At 70.3% G+C, this 17,357-nt stretch carries 14 protein-coding genes; 7 read left to right on the plus strand and 7 right to left on the minus strand.

Annotation, left to right across the window (positions count from 1 at the left end):
* Window positions 1-9: 9 nt before the first annotated feature.
* The 4 genes from FB462_RS03300 to FB462_RS03315 form a co-directional block, all read right to left on the minus strand.
* Entirely contained in the window at window positions 10-1,089 is a 1,080-nt protein-coding gene (locus tag FB462_RS03300) for a glycosyltransferase (protein ID WP_114850307.1), read from the minus strand.
* The gene (locus tag FB462_RS03305; RefSeq protein WP_141860154.1) at window positions 1,086-2,534 is read right to left on the minus strand and encodes a tyrosine-protein kinase domain-containing protein; all 1,449 of its coding nucleotides are present in this window, start codon (window positions 2,532-2,534) and stop codon (window positions 1,086-1,088) included. Before FB462_RS03305 ends, FB462_RS03300 begins: the two co-directional genes overlap by 4 nt.
* 53 nt (window positions 2,535-2,587) lie before the next feature.
* Window positions 2,588-3,034, minus strand: coding sequence for a hypothetical protein (locus FB462_RS03310; RefSeq protein WP_141860156.1), 447 nt, complete (start codon window positions 3,032-3,034; stop codon window positions 2,588-2,590).
* A 107-nt stretch (window positions 3,035-3,141) separates the two neighbouring features.
* Window positions 3,142-5,961: a hypothetical protein gene (locus tag FB462_RS03315; RefSeq protein WP_141860158.1), complete on the minus strand. Its 2,820-nt coding sequence runs from the start codon at window positions 5,959-5,961 to the stop codon at window positions 3,142-3,144.
* A gap of 351 nt (window positions 5,962-6,312) precedes the next feature.
* Between FB462_RS03315 and dnaK the strand changes: the two genes are divergently transcribed.
* The 5 genes from dnaK (at window position 6,313) to FB462_RS03340 (ending at window position 11,094) form a co-directional block, all read left to right on the plus strand.
* The gene (dnaK, locus tag FB462_RS03320) at window positions 6,313-8,181 is read left to right on the plus strand and encodes a molecular chaperone DnaK (RefSeq protein ID WP_114850303.1); all 1,869 of its coding nucleotides are present in this window, start codon (window positions 6,313-6,315) and stop codon (window positions 8,179-8,181) included.
* A 2-nt stretch (window positions 8,182-8,183) separates the two neighbouring features.
* Window positions 8,184-8,831: a nucleotide exchange factor GrpE gene (locus FB462_RS03325; protein WP_114850302.1), complete on the plus strand. Its 648-nt coding sequence runs from the start codon at window positions 8,184-8,186 to the stop codon at window positions 8,829-8,831.
* 38 nt (window positions 8,832-8,869) lie between these two features.
* Window positions 8,870-9,874, plus strand: a complete 1,005-nt coding sequence (locus FB462_RS03330; protein ID WP_141860160.1) for a DnaJ C-terminal domain-containing protein — start codon at window positions 8,870-8,872, stop codon at window positions 9,872-9,874.
* A gap of 183 nt (window positions 9,875-10,057) precedes the next feature.
* Complete coding sequence (locus FB462_RS03335) at window positions 10,058-10,468, plus strand: heat shock protein transcriptional repressor HspR (RefSeq protein WP_114850433.1); 411 nt, start codon at window positions 10,058-10,060, stop codon at window positions 10,466-10,468.
* 83 nt (window positions 10,469-10,551) lie between these two features.
* Window positions 10,552-11,094, plus strand: a complete 543-nt coding sequence (locus FB462_RS03340) for a hypothetical protein (RefSeq protein ID WP_141860162.1) — start codon at window positions 10,552-10,554, stop codon at window positions 11,092-11,094.
* Window positions 11,095-11,164: 70 nt separating this feature from the next.
* On the opposite strand, the gene FB462_RS03345 is transcribed toward FB462_RS03340, so the two are convergent.
* The gene (locus FB462_RS03345; RefSeq protein WP_141860164.1) at window positions 11,165-11,416 is read right to left on the minus strand and encodes a hypothetical protein; all 252 of its coding nucleotides are present in this window, start codon (window positions 11,414-11,416) and stop codon (window positions 11,165-11,167) included.
* Between the two features lie 190 nt (window positions 11,417-11,606).
* On the opposite strand from FB462_RS03345, the gene FB462_RS03350 reads away from it, so the two are divergent.
* Window positions 11,607-12,755, plus strand: coding sequence for a class I SAM-dependent methyltransferase (locus FB462_RS03350; RefSeq protein WP_114850298.1), 1,149 nt, complete (start codon window positions 11,607-11,609; stop codon window positions 12,753-12,755).
* Between the two features lie 79 nt (window positions 12,756-12,834).
* Here FB462_RS03350 and FB462_RS03355 read toward each other — a convergent pair whose 3' ends face one another.
* Together FB462_RS03355 and FB462_RS03360 are read right to left on the minus strand one after the other, a co-directional pair.
* A complete protein-coding gene (locus tag FB462_RS03355; protein ID WP_114850297.1) occupies window positions 12,835-13,665 on the minus strand; it encodes an aldo/keto reductase in 831 nt (276 codons plus the stop codon).
* 108 nt (window positions 13,666-13,773) lie between these two features.
* The gene (locus FB462_RS03360) at window positions 13,774-14,172 is read right to left on the minus strand and encodes a pilus assembly protein CpaE (protein ID WP_114850296.1); all 399 of its coding nucleotides are present in this window, start codon (window positions 14,170-14,172) and stop codon (window positions 13,774-13,776) included.
* 292 nt (window positions 14,173-14,464) lie between these two features.
* Between FB462_RS03360 and FB462_RS03365 the strand changes: the two genes are divergently transcribed.
* The gene (locus tag FB462_RS03365; RefSeq protein WP_208738886.1) at window positions 14,465-17,230 is read left to right on the plus strand and encodes a glycoside hydrolase family 2 protein; all 2,766 of its coding nucleotides are present in this window, start codon (window positions 14,465-14,467) and stop codon (window positions 17,228-17,230) included.
* The last annotated feature ends 127 nt before the right edge of the window (window positions 17,231-17,357 follow it).

Genomic DNA, 17,357 nt, shown 5'->3' on the forward strand with positions numbered 1-17,357 from the left:
GAAATACTATTAGGTCAATCTAGCCCAGAACTCGTCGAAGCGCCGCTCGACGTACGCCTCGAGGCGGTCGTCCACGGGGACCTCGTCCGGCGTCGGGTGGACCGTTTCGATGGCCTCGGCCAGTCGCACCGGGTCGCCAGCGGGGACCTCGACGAGGCGGGCACCGACGATGTCGCGGATCTCCGCGAGTGCCGTCGATCGGCGGGTGATCACGACGCGACCGGATGCGAGACCCTGCCACACCTTGTTCGGGATCACGGAAGCGGCCTTCGACGACGTGCCGAAGACACCGAGGACGACGTCGTGCCGCGCGATCTCGGTCGCGAGGAGGTCGGTCGACACCGGGTCGACGAAGCGCACGCGGTCCTGCAGACCAGCGTCGACGACCGCCCGCTCCGTCGCCGGACGGGCGGCACCGGCGCCGACGAAGGTGGCGACGACGTCGCGCCGCGACACGGCCCGCCCCAGGGCGCGGACGATGACCGGGACTCCGTGCAACGGGATGTAGTTGCCGTAGTACAGGACCCGCAACGGCTCGGCGGCGGTCCGCGGTGGCGTGTGCGCAGCCCAGCGCGGTGCGCCGACCGGCAGGGTCGCGACGGTCGTCCGGGGTGCTGTGCGGCGGACCGCCGTGGCTCGGACGTCGGTGTCGACGAGGTAGACGTCGGCGACCCGACGGGCGAAGGCGTCCTGCAGTCGGTACCGCAGCGCGCGCGGCGACCCGGGGGCCGTGACCTGCCAGTCCTCGACGTGGGTCTCGTGCAGACCGATGAAGCCGTCCACCACGAGCCGGGCCCCGCGGATCCGAGCGACGGCTGCGGTCACCGGCGTGAACTTGAGCTGCATCTCGGCGAGCAGCAGGACGTCCCCACGACGCGTTGCCCGCACGAGGCGGACGGCGTCGACGAGCGCCTGTCGCAGGACGCCACCAGTCGTCGACGGCGGGACCACCTCGACGTCTGCTCCGCGCCGACGGAGGTCCGCGATGATCCGCTGCGAACGGGGGTACTGCGGGTCGACCGCTCGGTGCACGACGATGCGCGGCCGGATGCTCCTCGGGCCGTGGGCCGCGTCTCGGCGACGGGTCATGCGGGCGACGGTCCCGATGTCTCCGACCGCGACCGGCGAGCGGTCGGGCGGTTCGGGAGCGGCGCGGCGCTCGCGGTGGTCCCGTAGTACGCGGCGTAGGCGCCGTAGCTGCCGTAGCCCTGCACTTCTTGTGACGGCACGAGGGTCGCCACGAGCCCGAGGACACGGCTCCCGATCGTCTCGAGGAGCTCGATCGCCTCGGCGAACTGAGCGCGCGTGGCCCGCTTCGATCCACTGACGACGATGACGCCTCGGGTCGAGCGACTGATCACGGCGGCGTCGGTCACCGGGAGCAGCGGCGGTGCATCCACGAGGACGACGTCGAAGCGCCCGGTGAGCTCGGCGAGGAGCGCCTGCATGCCGACGGAGCCGAGGAGCTCGCTCGGGTTGGGCGGGATGGCGCCGGCGGGCAGCACCTGGAGTCCGTTGTTCCCCCACGGCTGGAGCAGGTCGTCGAGTTCTGCGGCACCGATGAGGACGTCGGTCAGCCCCGCTGCTCCCTCGATCCCCATGAGTTCCGCGACCCGCGGTCGCCGCAGATCGCCGTCCACGAGCACGACGGACGCGCCGGTCTCGGCGATCGCCACGGCGAGGTTGGCCGCCGTCGTGGACTTGCCCTCGCTGGGGACGGCGCTCGTGATGACGAAGCTCCGCTCACTCGCGCCGATGTCGACGAACTGCAGGTTCGTGCGGAGCGTCCGGAAGGACTCGGCGATCGGGCCCTTCGGCTTGCTGTGCACGACGAGCGGGTGCCGGTCGATGTCCGGTGCGAGGCCGATCGTGCCGATGACCGGCACGTCGGTGATCGCCTCGAGGTCGGCCTTCGAGTGGATCCGCGTGTCCAGCGCGCGTCGAGCGAGCAGCAGGCCGAGCCCCGCCGCGAAGCCGAGCACGACCGAGAGCCCGAGGGTGACCGCGAGCTTCGGGTCCGACGGGGCGGTGGGGACGGTGGCCGGCTCGAGGACGTCGATCGACACGGGGCTCGAGCCCCCCGTGGTCGGGGCCTCGATGCCGTTCGAGATCACCGAGGCGAAGTTCTTCGAGATGGAGTTCGCGATCTGCGCGGCACGGCTCGGATCGGTGTCGGCGACCACGAGGTCGATCAGGACGGTGTTCGTCGGTGTGGATGCCTTGACGTGACCTGCCAGGGCCGCGGGCGAGGTCTTCAGGTCGAGGTCGTCGATCACGGGCGTGAGGACACGCGAACTCGTGATGACCCCGACGTAGGACTTGACCTTGAGTTGCGCGGCGCTGCTGCCCTGCACGACCTCGACCGCGCTGCCCTCGTCGACGGACTTCACGGCGACGAACAACTGCGCCTTCGCCTCGTACACCGGGGTGGTGGTGAGGAAGGCGACTGCCCCGACTGCGACGCCGACGAGGGTCGTCGCGAGGAGCGTGACCCAACCCCGGCGAACGAGGCGGAGGAGTTCGGGGAACTGCATGGTGATCGGTCCTGTCGGTCGGTGGAGCGAGCGCGGTCGGGTCGCGGTGCGGGTCAGCGCGCGGTGTACGTGGTCGTGTCGGATCCGTTGACCTTCTCCGGCGCTGAGCCGCGGAACTCGACGGTGTTGCCGCTGTTGGTGGCGAGGCTCTTGCCGACGGTCTTCGCCCGGATGGTGTTGTCAGCGCCCTCGATGATCAGCATGTCGACGTCGAAGTCGATCGTGACCTGGGCGCCGTTGGTCAGCAGGGCGACGGTGTCGCACGGATCGTCGAGTGTCAGGGCGTTGTCCGTGAGGTCCTCGGCGATCACGGTCAGCTGCCCGTTGTCGCAGACGCCGGTCTTCGGGGGAGTCGATCCCTCGGAGAGCGCCGCGGGCGCTTCGGACTTCGTCGGCGTCGGGCTGGAGCCGTCGGTGTGATCGGCGCCGGAACACCCGGTGAGGGTACCGAGCAGGGCGATTGCAGCGATGGTGGTGATGATGGAACGAGTACGGATCATGGTTTCCTCCTGTACACAGGATATCAGTATTTCATCGCAGTTGCGAGTCGAAATGCCGGAGGGCCCTCGCTGGGAGCGAGGGCCCTCCGGGTGGGGTGGGACGAGCGTCAGGCGGGGTCGGTCGTGAAGTTGTAGTCGGTGACCTCTTCCTTGGTGGGGGTCGTCTGGTAGATCTTGGTCATGTAGGCGTTGCCGGGCGCAAGGTAGGTACCGTCGATCGCGACCTTGCCGAGGTCGTCAGCGGTGCCGGAGCCGATCTTGCGAGCCCAGGTGGCGGTCTTCGGGCCGGTCCAGATCTCGACGGTCGCGCCGGGGGTCGCACGGAGGGTCCAGTCCGTGACGGAGCCGTTCTGGTCGCGTTCGATCTGGTCGACGGCGTGGAAGCTCTCGGTCTGCAGGTCGCCGAGTTCGGTGACGGTGGTCTTGCCGTTCAGGGCGATCTGTTCGGCCTTGAGCTTGTAGGTCGTGTCGGCGGCGAGGGAGCCGGGCTTGGTCTTCCAGTTGCCGAGGCCGTCGGCCTTGGCCGTGGCGACCAGGCGACCTCGGGGGTTGATCCAGGTCCAGATCTCGACGGTCGCGCCGGGGGTGGCGGTCCCGGCGAAGACCACGCCGGGGTCCGTGCCGCCGAGGATCACGTCCTGGGCGGTGGGGCTGGTGATGACGGTGTCCTGGAACGCGACGGTCGAGAAGGCGAACATGCGGATGTCGTCGACGTAGCCGCCGATCGCGGTCTCCTTGCCGGCGAGTTCGTAGTAGCTCGAGGCGAGCTCGCCGGTGGCGGACCAGTTGCCGTTCTCGTCAGCGTAGGTGGTGAACAGGATGCGGCCGATCTCGGGCCAGGTGCGCAGCTGGACGGTGGAGAACGGCGTCGCGGTGCCGGTGAAGGTGACCTTTCCTGCGGTGATCCGGTCGGCCTTCGCGTCGTCCTGGGTGGGGCTGGTGATCACGAGGGGCCGGTTGCTGACATTGATGTCGAGCTCAGCTGCGACGGTGGTCTCCAGGGCACCCTTCGACTGCGCGGTGACCGTGACCCGGTTGGTGTCGGGGCGGAAGTTGCCCTGGATGCTCCAGTTGCCGTCTGCATCGGTGGTGGTCGTGTGGGTCGTGCCGGTGTCGTCCCGCAGGGTGATCGTCGCGCCGGGCTCGCCGCGGCCGGTGACCGTCGCGAGGGTGGAGTCGACGGTGGCGGTGGGGGCGTTGGCGGTGACGGCGGCACCGAAGTCGGCCGTCGCGCTCGTGGTCTGGGTGCCCTCGATGCCGGTCTGCTCGATCGTCAGCTCGTGGGAGCCAGGTCCGATCGGGTCGATCTGGGTGGACCAGGTGCCGTCATCGCCGACCGTCGCGCTGGCGATGGGGTCGGTGCCGTTCTTGATCGTGATCACGGCACCCTTCGCCCCGGTGCCCGAGACGGTGGCCTTCTTCGTCACGTCCTGGTCGAACGTCACGGTCGCCGTCGGAGTCGTGACGGCCGGCGCCTCGATCGTGGTCGCGGTGAACGAGTTCAGCGACACCGGCCCGAGGCTCGTGGAGCCGTTGATGGAGTAGTTCATGGAGCCGTTGCCTGCAGCCGCATCGCTGTCAGCGATCACCTTCGCGATCCAGCGGAGACCCATGCCGGCGTTCTGACCGAACCCGCTGGAGTTCGCGCTGTCGAAGGTTCCCGTCAGGCTCTTCCCATCCGATGACACGCTGACATCGGTCAGGTTCAGGCTCGACGCGCCCTGCCAGTCCTCATCGACGTAGTGGAACTGGCCGGCAACCGTCTGGTCCGCCGCGAAGGTGCTGTGGCTGGGAGCCGCCAGGGTCACCTCGAACTTGGCTGCGCTGTACTGGTTGGTGGACTTCACTGCGAACGGGACGTCGGTCGCAGTGCCTCGCTCGAGTCGGACGCCGCTGGACACATCGCTCACGACGCCGCCACCGGCGAGACCGGGAACGGTCGTCGGGCTCGTGCTGTCGACCGACACGGTGCCAGCAGCGGTGCTGCCGGTGATCTTGTACCCCATCGAGCCTTCGCCGGCGAGGGTGTCGTTCGATGCGATCACCTTCGGCAGCCATCGCATCCCGTAGCCGTCGAACTGCGCGAAGTCGGGCACGTTCTTGAACGTGCCCGTCAACGTCTTGCCATCGGTCGACACGGTCACGTCGGACAACGTCAAGCCGACTGAGTCCAGCCACGTGGTGCTGCCGCTGCGATGGTACTGACCGGGAACCGTCTGATTCGCGTCGAACCTCGTCCCTGCCGGGGCGGTCAGTCGGATGTTGAGGTTGGCTGTGTTGTACCAGGCAACGGACCGGACCGCGAACGGCACCGGTGTCGGCTGGTTGCGCACGAGCGACGTCGTGGGGGAGGAATCGGCTTGGATGCCGCCGTTCGCCGCAGGGGGAACCGGCGACGCCGGATCGATCGGCATGGTGTCGAAGCGGTAGGCGCTCGTGTCCCGGAGCCAGAACTGCGTGCGATGGCCCTGGTCCTCGCGGTCCCAGGACATGTACTTGTTGAACTTCGGGCTGTAGAAGTTGTTGTCCTTGAAGGTCCAGGCGAAGACGCCTGACGGGGAATCGAGGCAGCTGTCACCCTGGCTGCTGTAGAGCGACGGGGTCGGGGCGAGGTTGTTGGCCAGCAGGCAGGTGTTCCCGGCACCGCGAATGGCGAACGTCCCGCTGGCGTACTTGTACGCCGTCCACGTCCCTGCGCCGGACTTGGCGGCCGCTTCGGACGAGAACGACCCGTACTGCCCGTTCTGCTTGACGGCCACCCACTGGCTCGCGCTCATCTTGTGGATGAGCTGGAACGTGGCTCCCGTCTGGGGGGCCGTGGTGGCCGAAGCGGAAGCGGCCCCGAACGAGAGTCCGGAGGCGAGCGTCGCGATGGCGAGCGCCGAGGCGCTGACCGCCCGCCCGACCCGTGACTTCTTGCTGGTCATGCGTCATGCCCTTTCGGTAGTGGTCCCGTGCATGGCACCAGCACGGGACGGAGAGATATAAACATATCAAATGTACAGTGATGGTGGCGAAGTCGGCGGCGCTCGCGTGCCCCGTCGCCCTCGTCGAGCGTCCGGGGTTGCCCTGCTCGCGGTCCCGTCGCGGCCTTCGTGATGTGCGTCCCCGGTGCTCCCTCCTGCTCGGGACATCGCCATGACTGCGAGGGGGACGGGCTCGACGGAAGTGTCGCTGCTCGGCCTTGCGTCCACAGGACTCAGGTGTAGAGTTGAGTCCATCGGACGCAAGTCCGCAGACTTCCGCAACCACGCACCCGACAGAAGGAGCACCACAACATGGGACGTGCAGTAGGCATCGACCTCGGAACCACCAACTCGGTCGTCAGCGTGCTCGAGGGCGGTGAGCCCACGGTCATCGCGAACGCCGAGGGGCTCCGCACCACGCCGTCGATCGTCGCCTTCACCAAGGACGGCGAGGTGCTGGTCGGCGAGACCGCCAAGCGTCAGGCCGTCACGAACGTCGACCGCACCATCGCGAGCGTCAAGCGCCACATCGGTACCGACTGGAAGGTCGACATCGACGGCAAGAGCTACACGCCGCAGGAGATCTCGGCCCGCACGCTCGGCAAGCTCAAGCGCGACGCCGAGCAGTACCTCGGTGAAGACGTCACGGACGCGGTGATCACCGTCCCGGCGTACTTCAACGACGCCGAGCGTCAGGCCACGAAGGACGCCGGTGAGATCGCCGGGCTCAACGTCCTGCGCATCATCAACGAGCCGACCGCGGCCGCGCTGGCCTACGGCCTCGACAAGGGCAAGGAAGACGAGCTCATCCTGGTCTTCGACCTCGGTGGCGGCACGTTCGACGTCTCCCTGCTCGAGGTGGGCAAGGACGACGACTTCTCCACGATCCAGGTCCGCGCGACCTCGGGCGACAACCGCCTGGGCGGTGACGACTGGGACCAGCGCATCGTCGACCACCTGGTCAAGAAGTTCAAGGACGAGCACGGCGTCGACCTGTCCACGGACAAGATCGCCAAGCAGCGTCTGAAGGAAGCCGCCGAGCAGGCGAAGAAGGAACTGTCGTCGCAGATGTCGGCGAACATCCAGCTCCCGTACCTGACGCTGACGGCCGACGGCCCGCTCAACCTCGACGAGACCATCTCGCGCGCCCAGTTCGAGCAGATGACCTCCGACCTGCTCGACCGCACGAAGAAGCCCTTCAACGACGTCATCAAGGAAGCGGGCGTGTCGGTCAACGACATCGCGCACGTGGTGCTGGTCGGCGGCTCGACCCGCATGCCCGCCGTGGCCGAGGTCGTCAAGTCGCTGACCGGTGGCAAGCAGCCGAACCAGGGCGTCAACCCGGACGAGGTGGTCGCCGTCGGCGCCGCACTGCAGGCCGGTGTGCTGAAGGGTGAGCGCAAGGACGTCCTGCTCATCGACGTCACGCCGCTGTCGCTCGGCATCGAGACCAAGGGCGGCCTGATGACGAAGCTCATCGACCGCAACACCGCGATCCCGACCAAGCGCAGCGAGACCTTCACGACCGCTGACGACAACCAGCCCTCCGTCGCGATCCAGGTCTTCCAGGGCGAGCGCGAGTTCACCCGGGACAACAAGCCGCTCGGCACGTTCGAACTGACCGGCATCGCGCCGGCTCCCCGTGGCGTCCCGCAGGTCGAGGTCACGTTCGACATCGACGCCAACGGCATCGTGCACGTGTCCGCGAAGGACAAGGGCACCGGCAAGGAGCAGTCGATGGTCATCTCCGGCGGCTCGTCGCTGCCGAAGGAGGACATCGAGCGCATGGTCCGCGAGGCCGAGGAGCACGCGGCCGAGGACAAGGCCCGCCGCGAGGCCAACGAGCGTCGCAACCAGGCGGAGCAGCTCGTCTACTCGATCGAGAAGCTCATCAAGGAGAACGACGAGAAGCTCCCCGCGGACGTCAAGTCCGAGGTGCAGGCCGACGTCGACGCGCTGAAGTCCGCCCTCGCGGGTGAGGACGACGACGCGGTCAAGACCGCCTACGACAAGCTCAACGAGTCGCAGGGCAAGCTCGGCCAGGCCATCTACAGCCAGCAGGACGCGGGTGCCGCGGCCGGTGGCGAGCAGCCGACCGCCGACGGCCAGGCGCAGCAGGACGACGAGGACATCGTCGACGCCGAGGTCGTGGACGACGAGGACGACAAGGACAAGAAGTAACGATGACGGATCCCAAGGACAACGTGCCCGAGGACGCCGAGCCCCAGGTCGAGGGCGACGCCACCAACGCGCAGGAGCCCGAGGACCTCATCGAGGCGGAGGGGCCGGACGTGGAAGTGCCCACCGACGGCCCCGCCGCCGGCGGCCCCCAGTCGGACCTCTCCCCGGAGGACCAGGCGCTCCTGGACGACGCCGCGCGCGGCATCGAAGAGGACAAGCTCTCCCAGGCGGACCGCGACCTCGTCGCCGACATGCGTGCCGACATGCTCCGCGCACAGGCCGAGCTGGTGAACTTCCGGAAGCGCGTCGAGCGCGACCGCGAGGCGAACCGCGACGCCGTCATCGCCGAGGTCGTCCGCGCCCTGCTCCCGGCCCTGGACGACCTGACCCGTGCCGAGGCGCACGGGGACCTCGCGGACGGTCCGATGCAGGTCATCGGGCAGAAGATCCGCGGCGGTTTCGACAAGTTCGGGCTCGTGCAGATCGGCGAGAAGGGCGAGACCTTCGACCCGAAGGTGCACGAGGCGATCGTGCAGCTGCCCACGCCGGGTGCGACCGACCAGACCGTCGCGGACGTCGTGGAGCCGGGCTACAAGCTCGGCGACCGCGTCCTGCGTGCGGCCAAGGTCGCCGTCGCGGTCCCGGCCTGAGCAGGCTCGTCACGACCAGGAACGGAAGGTAGGGCTCGATGGCCAGTCAGGACTGGTTCGACAAGGACTTCTACAAGGTCCTCGGCGTCGACAAGACGGCGAGCGACGCTGAGCTGAAGAAGACCTACCGCAAGCTCGCCCGGCAGTACCACCCGGACTCCAACCCGGGGGACGCCGCGGCCGAGTCCCGCTTCAAGGAGATCAGCGAGGCGTACTCGGTGCTCTCCGACAAGGAACAGCGCGCCGAGTACGACCAGGTCCGCGCCATGGGCTCGGGCGCCCGCTTCACGGCGGGTGGCCCGGGCGCCCAGGGCGGGTTCGAGGACGTCTTCGGCGGCATGTTCGGCCAACAGGGCGGGCAGCGCGTGCGCTTCGGTCAGGGCGGAGGTCGCGGTGGTGCCGGTGGCTTCGAGGACATCCTCGGTGGGATGTTCGGCGGCGGCGGGGGCTTCGGGCAGTCGTCCGGCGGCTTCCGCGGCTTCGGCGGTCCGACCAAGGGCCGGGACGTCACCGCGTCGACGACGCTCGACTTCACCACTGCGATCGCCGGTGACACCGTCAAGCTCTCGCAGGGCAACGGCAAGCCGGTGAACGTCCGGATCCCCGCCGGCGTCGCCGACGGACAGAAGATCCGCCTGCGCGGCCGCGGCGAGCCGAGTCCGGACGGGGGTGACGACGGCGACCTGGTCGTCAGCGTCTCCGTCCGGAAGCACCCGGTCTTCGAGCGCGACGGGCTCAACCTGCGGGTCGACGTGCCGGTGACGTTCGCCGAGGCGGCGCTCGGCGCGACGATCCAGGTCCCGACGCTCGGCGGCGAGCCCGTCAAGCTCCGCGTCGCGCCCGGCACGCCCTCTGGTCGTGTCCTGCGCGTCAAGGGACGCGGGGTCGCGACGAAGAGCGGGACCGGTGACCTGCTCGCGACCGTGCAGGTCGCGGTGCCGTCGCACCTGTCGGACAAGCAGCGCGAGGCCGTCGAGGCCCTCCGCGCGGCACTACCCGACGAGGACCCTCGCGAGGACCTCCTCGCCAAGGCGCGCAGCTGACGCTGCGCGACCACAGCAACGAACCGGCCGGGGCCCACGCTGCCGGTGCCGGCCCGTCGCGAAGCGGCGGGTCGGCCGTGCCGGTGGGGAGAGGCCCGGTGCGGCTCCGTCAGGAAGCCGCACCGGGCCTCCAGGCTGGTCCTGCACCACGCGGACGACGAAAAGGAAGAGGCCGTGACCGACATGGACGAGAACTCGCCCGTCTTCGCGATCGCGACGGCGGCGGAACTCGCCGAGATGCACCCGCAGACGCTGCGGCAGTACGACCGGCTCGGCCTGGTCGTGCCCGGCCGGACCCGCGGCGGATCGCGCCGCTACTCGATGCGGGACGTCGTGCAGCTGCGGGAGATCGCACGCCTGGGGTCCGAGGGCGTCTCGCTCGAGGGCATCCGCCGCGTGCTCGAGTTGGAGAACGAGAACAAGGCGCTGCGGGAGCGCGTCCGTGAGCTCGAGACGGCCCTCGCGGATCAGCTCATCAACCGCCCGGGCGCGCGCGTGTTCGCCGCGACGACCACGGGGGCCGCGGTGTCACTCCGCGCCGGGGCGCGACCGCAGCGGAACACGCAGATCGTGCTCTGGCGCCCGATGTCGTGATCTTCCGTACGGAGAGTATCAGTGTGAGCGATCTGTTCACGCTGATCGGAACGGAGGCCATCCGCTTGCACGGACGTGGTTCGGTGGTTCGGGAAGGGATCGCGCTCGTCGCGGCATCGATGGTCGTCCTCGGGGTGGGCGGCTGCGCGGTGTCGACTGCTCGGACCGGACCGGTCCTCACGGCACTGGTCGGGACGTGGTCCTACGACGTGAGTGGGACGGGTGGGAAGCGCGTCGGCTCGGTCGACGACGGCGTGGACCCCGCACTGTCCTACTACGGCGGTGACCGGTACCGCATCGAGATCGAACGCGGCGCCTGGAGGCTGAGCGGTGAGCGTCAGGGGACGGCTGTGTCGGCATCTGGACGATGGGGGAAGGAGCCGCTCCTGTGGGCTCCAGCCGGGCAGTCGATCGAGTACCAGTTCACTGCGGACAGCGGCCCGGCGGTGTCCTTCTCGCCCGGCACGCGCCTGGCGCAGCGACCCGAGCGCATCGAGGCGGATGCCTACGGGGACGAGCCGGAGTTCCTGAACCACAGCGCTGACGTGAGGGTGAGCTCGACGACCATCACCGCGACGATCGAGGACGCGGACTTCCCGACGCACACGGCCACCAGCACGCGATGACCCTGGTGCCCATGTCGGTGTAGGCGCTGAGTGCGTGGACATGGCGGTGACGTCCGGCGCGAGCGCGTCCTCACCCAGGCGCGTGGTCGAGATCGGGGCGCAGGGGCATCGACCGGAGCGCTCGCTCCGCAAGTCGACCGTCGCCGCCCTCGACCGCGAGCTGCAGTGCGACGATCCGTTCCCACGGCAGTGCGATCGGCAAGTCCTCGTGGCGGAGTCGGAAGGTCAGGGCGTCGACGGACCCTCGGAGCCGTGAGCAGAGCACGGGGTTCGTGCACGACGCGATGGAACTGCGGTGGACCGGGGCAGCCGCATCGGTCACGGCATCCCACTCCCCGAGCCGGACGGTGTCGAGCAGTGCTCCGACGCGACTCCCGAGCGCGGACCGCACGGTGTCGTCGAGCGGGGTGCCGGGCGCGATCGCGCGGGCGGGGGGCGAGGGCCAGCCGTGGACATCTCAGGTACGAAAGCGTCGGCGTGCCGGTCGCAGGCGTGCTCAGTACGCTGACCGGATGCGCGTGTCTGACTTCGCCGACCAGTTCCGGCGAGACCCCGACGACGGGGCTCCGGACCTGGTGACGATCGACGGCACCGACCGGTTCCTGCTCGACGAGGCGCCGCACGTGCACGGCGACGCGGTCCGGCAGCCCGGCGAGGTCGCCGTCGTGGACGACCGGGCCGGGGTGCTCACCCTCGGGCTGATCACACTGCACGGCGCCTCGGACGTCCGGGTCGTGCAGGACTCCCTCGTCGGGGTCCGGGCGCTCCAGGCCGCCGCCGGCACGTTCGGGCTGCGCGGCTTCCGGCACGCCGAGACCGCCGAGCAGGCCTTCCGTGACGTCCGGCTCGTGCTGCTCCGGCTCTCGAAGTCGAACGACCGACTGGACGAGCTCGCCCGTGCCGTCGCACGCTGGGCCGCCCCGGACGTGGTGCTGCTGTGCGGCGGGGTCACGAAGCACATGACGCTGTCCCAGAACGACGTCCTCCGCCGGTACTTCGGCGAGGTCACCCCGTCACGTGGGCGGGGGAAGTCCCGGCTCCTCGTCGCACAGGATCCCCTGCGCGCCGCCGCCGTGCGGGCGGACACGACGAACCCGTGGCCGCGCGCGGTGCACGTGGACGAGCTCGGCATGACGCTCGTCGCACACGGCGGGGTCTTCGCGGGCACGTCGCTCGACCAGGGCACCCGGGTGCTGCTCGACGTCGCCGACCAGGCGGTCCCGACGGCGCGGACGGTGGTCGACCTGGGCTGCGGCAACGGCGTCATCGCGACCGCGATCGCGCGGCGCCGGCCGCGGGTCCGCGTGGTCGCGACGGACGTCTCGTCGATCGCGGTCGCGTCGACGCGGGCGACGGCGGCGGCGAACGGCGTGGCCGACCGGGTCGCGGTCGTGCGGTCGGATGCGGGCGACGAGCTCGACGAGGGCGCGGCGCAGCTCGTGCTCTGCAACCCGCCCTTCCACGAGGGCACGACGGTGAGCACCGACGCGGCCGAGGCGATGTTCCGGAACGCGGCCACGATCCTCCAGTCCGGCGGTGAACTGTGGTGCGTCTGGAACTCGCACCTGCGGTACCGGCCGCTCCTGGAGCGGTCGGTCGGGCCGACGCGGCAGGTCGTGCGGACCGCCAAGTTCACGGTCACCGCCTCACGGCGGTCCTGACGCGCGACGGGAGGCCCGTGGCTGCGTGCGCCACGGGCCTCCCGTCGTCGTGTGGGTCGCCCTGGGCGACCGGCGGCCGTCAGGCCGGGACGTAGTCGAACGTGTCCGGGTCCGGCCCGGTGCGGTGTCCCTTGTCGAGCGAGGTGATCGCCGTCATGTCGTCGTCGGAGAGCTCGAAGTCGAAGATCGCGAAGTTCTCCTCGACGCGCGAGCGGGTGACCGACTTCGGGAAGACGATGTCACCGCGCTGGATGTGCCAGCGGAGGACGACCTGCGCCGGGGTCTTGCCGGTGTTGCCGGCGATCCGGGTGATGGTCTCGTCGTCGAGCACGAGGCCCTGCGCGATCGGGGACCAGGCCTCGGTCGCGATGCCGTGCTCGCGGCCGTACGCGCGGAGCTCGTCTTGGACGAGGTACGGGTGCACCTCGATCTGGTTCACGGCCGGGGTGATCGTGGTCTCGGAGGCGAGACGGTTGAGGTGGTGGGTCTGGAAGTTCGAGACACCGATCGAGCGGGCGGTGCCGCCGCGGTAGAGCTCCTCCATCGCCTGCCAGGTCGGCACGAAGTCCGACACCGTGGGCAGCGGCCAGTGGATGAGGAACAGGTCGGTGTAGCCGCCGAGCAGGTCGGCCGACTTCTTGCCGTTCTCGAGCGCCGCATCCGGGTCGTGGAACCCGTTGTTGAGCTTCGAGGTGACGAAGATCTCCGAGCGGTCGATGCCGGATTCGGCGATCGCCTCGCCGACCTCCTTCTCGTTGCCGTACATCTCGGCGGTGTCGATGTGGCGGTAGCCGACCTCGAGGGCGGTGAGGGTGGCTTCCTTGGTGTTCTCCGGCTCGATCTGGAACACCCCGAAGCCGAGCTGGGGGATGGTCTTGCCGTCGTTGAGCGTGATGTTCGGAACGGTCATGACGACATGCAACCAAACGGCCCCCAGCGCGCTTCCCGGGAACGTCCAGACGGGCGCGTCCCCCGACCGGGGGCGCCCCGCCAGCGAGGCCGCGACGGGGCGACCCGGCTAGGCGAGCGACGCGGTGATGTAGGCGAGCAGCGCCTCCGCGTAGGCCCGTGCCGCGTCCGGAGCGGGGAACTCCCGGTCGGCGCCGTCGATCGTCGCCGTCACCGCGAAGCCCGCGCTGAGCGAGACGAAGGCCGGGCCGAGGAGCTCGCGGAGCTGGTCCTCGCGCGGCAGCCAGAGCGACTCGGACGCCTCGACCGAGTCGAGCGCCCACTCGGTCGTGCCGTTGAAGCCGAGCACGGTGCCGCTCGGGTAGTCGTGCCGCTCGACGGTCATCTCGGACACCGTGTAGACGTCGTCGTCGACGCCCGGCTTGTCGATGACGAAGCGGTCTCCGGTGGTCGGGTGCCAGCGGAGTCCGGCGTCGCGGAGGGACCGGGCGAGCTCGACGGTGATCACCGGTCCACCCTGCCACGGAGCCGGTGTCACGCGCCCGGCGACGCGGAATCCGTCCCCACCCCTGGGGCGCACCGAGTCGGGCGTACTAGCATCGCGGAGCACCCCTGCGCACGCGGTCGTCACGACGCCCGCGTGCGCAGATGCGACGACGCCTGGGCGACCGGTGTCGTGCCTCCCGTCCGGTCCCACCGGCCACGGGCACGACCGCCGGCCGGTGTCAGGACCACCGTGGCGGCACGAGCCGCGCCCGGTCCCGTCAGCCCCGACCCAGTCCGCCCAGAGAAGGACCCGCATGACCCTCGAGCGCGAGGAACTCCGTGACGACTGGACCGTGGCGATCGCGGGGGACCAGGTGCCGAGCGGGGCACCCGCCGACCTCGTCGGTCGCACGCTCCCGGCGACCGTCCCCGGGCAGGTGCACACCGACCTCGAGCGCGAGGGCGTGATCGCCGACCCGACGTTCGACCGCAACGAGGACGCCTCCGCCTGGGTCGGCCGCGCCGACTGGGCCTACCGGCGGCACGTCGACGTCGACCCGCGTGGGTTCGAGCGCGTCGACCTGGTGTGCGACGGCCTGGACACCGTCGCCGAGCTGAGCCTGGACGGTGTCGTCCTCGGCACCACGCGGAACATGCACCGGCGCTACCGCTTCGACCTCAAGGACGTCCCCGGTCCGACGGGGCGGCGCGAGCTCGAGCTGCTGTTCGAGTCGGCCTACCGCGAGGCCGGCCGCGTCGCCGCGCGCGCCGGTGCGATGCCCGGCCCGTACGACGAGCCGTTCCCGTACGTCCGCAAGCAGGCGTCGAACTTCGGCTGGGACTGGGGGCTCACCGCCGTCACGAGCGGGCCGTGGCGCCCGGTCGCGATCGAGCGGTGGTCGACGGCCCGACTGGCCGAGGTCCAGCCCCTCGTCGACGTCGAGGCGGGGGAGGGGGTCCTCGACGCGCACGTCCGGGTCGAGCGCTCGGGGATGAACGACCTCGACCAGGACGGCGAGGACGACGACCTGGTGCTCGTGGTCACGGTCGCCGGCCCCACGGTCGACGGCGGGACGACCCGACAGCGGTCCCGGGCGCAGCTGACCCCGAAGGACGACGAGACCGTGGTGACCGTGCGGGTGCCGGACGCGCTCCGCTGGTGGCCGAGGGGGTACGGCGCGCAACCGCGGTACGACGTCACCGTCGAGCTGCAGACGGTCGACGGCGAGGTCCTGGACCGGCACACGGCGAAGACCGGCTTCCGTTCGGCGCGCATCGACACCACCGACGACGCCGTGGGCAAGCCGTTCGACGTGGTCGTGAACGGCGCCGTGGTCGACGTCCGCGGCGTGAACTGGATCCCCGACGACGTGATCGTGTCGCGGGTCGACCGTGTCCGGGTGTCCGAGCGGCTGCGCGTCGCGGCGGACCTCGGCGTGAACCTCGTCCGCGTCTGGGGCGGCGGGGTCTACGAGTCCGACGAGTTCTACGACGTGTGCGACGAACTCGGGCTGCTCGTGTGGCAGGACTTCGCGTTCGCCTGCGCGGCGTACCCGGAGATCGAGCCGATCCGCAGCGAGGTCGTCGCCGAGGCACGGGACAACGTCGCGCGGCTCTCCGGTCACCCGTCGCTCGTGCTCTGGAACGGCAACAACGAGAACATCTGGCTGCACGACGTCGACGGCTGGGCCGACGTACTCGGCGACCGCGGCTGGGGGCTCGACTACTACCTCGACCTGCTGCCGACGATCGTCGACGCGGTCGACCCGTCGCGCTTCTACACGGTCGCGTCGCCGTGGTCCGGGTCCGAGAGCCTGTTCGCGAACGACGTCGACCACGAGACCCACCACTCGTGGGACGTCTGGAACCGGCTGTCCGACGAGCACTACCGCGACTCGGTGCCGCGCTTCGTGTCGGAGTTCGGCTGGCAGGCGCCGCCCGCGTGGCGCACCCTGCGGGACGCCGTCACCGACGAGCCGCTCCGCGTCGACGCGCCGGGCGTCGTGCACCACCAGAAGGCCGACGACGGGATGGCGAAGCTCGCCCGCGGGATCGCGCCGCGGTTCGGCTCGGTGGACCCGTCGGAGTTCGACCGCTGGCACTACCTGACGCAGCTGCAACAGGCGCGGGCGGTCGCGACGGGCGTCGAGCACTGGCGCACGCACTGGCCGCGCAACACAGGTGTCGTGCTGTGGCAGCTCAACGACCTGTGGCCGGTGTCGTCGTGGTCGGCGGTCGACTCGGCGGGGCGGCTGAAGCCGCTCGCGCACGAGCTGCGTCGCCTGTACGACGACGTCCTTCTGACGATCCGGCCGGTGACCCGCGGGTCCGCGGCGGCTGGTGCCGCTGCGCCCGGCGACGTCGGGGTCGTCGGCGGGTCCGATCAGGCCGACGGGTCTGATCAGGCCGACGCGTCGGGTCCGACCGACGGGTCACGTCCGGCTCCTGACGACCAGCCTGGAGGCGCGGAACACGACGTCCCGTCGGCTGCCGCCGGTGGGACGGCCGAGTTGGTCACCCTGTCCGACACGCTGTCACTCGGGGTGTCACCAGGCGCCTTCGGGCAGTCGCCCGTCGAGGTCGCCGTGCGGTCGGCACGCGCCGGCCGGGACAGCGTCGTGCGCGTCCGCCGGGTGACGGTCGCGGGCACGATCCTCGCCGAGGTGACGCTCCCCGTCCGCCTGTCCGAGGCCGGGGTCGCGGTCGTCGCCCTGCCCGAGTCGGTCGGTGTCCTCGACGACCCGACGCGCGAGCTCGTCGTGGCGGACATGGACTGGCGGCGCGCGGTGTGGACGGCCACCCCGGACAAGGACGTGCGCTGGGAGCCGGCGCGGTACCGGACCACGGTGACGCCGGCGGCGGACGGGGACGGCCACGACCTGGTCGTCGAGGCGGACTCCCTCGTGCGGGACCTGCTCGTCCAGCCCGACCGGCTCGCCCCGACCGGCACCGTCGACCGCGGGTTCATGACGCTGCTGCCGGGGGAGCGGGTCGACTTCCGGCTCCGCGGGCTGACCGACGCCGACGTCCGGCGGCTCGGCGAGCCCTTCGTGCTGAGCTCACCCGACGAACACCTCTGAAATACTGCACACTGCTCTGATATACTGATCCCGCGTTCCGTCGGCCGACGGGCGCGGGATCGGCTCCCGACCGGTCCCTCCCCGAAACCGGAAGGCCGTCGATGTCGCTCGCAGTGCGCCAGATCCA

It is taken from the genome of Curtobacterium citreum (assembly GCF_006715175.1).
Classification (GTDB): Bacteria; Actinomycetota; Actinomycetes; order Actinomycetales; family Microbacteriaceae; genus Curtobacterium; species Curtobacterium citreum.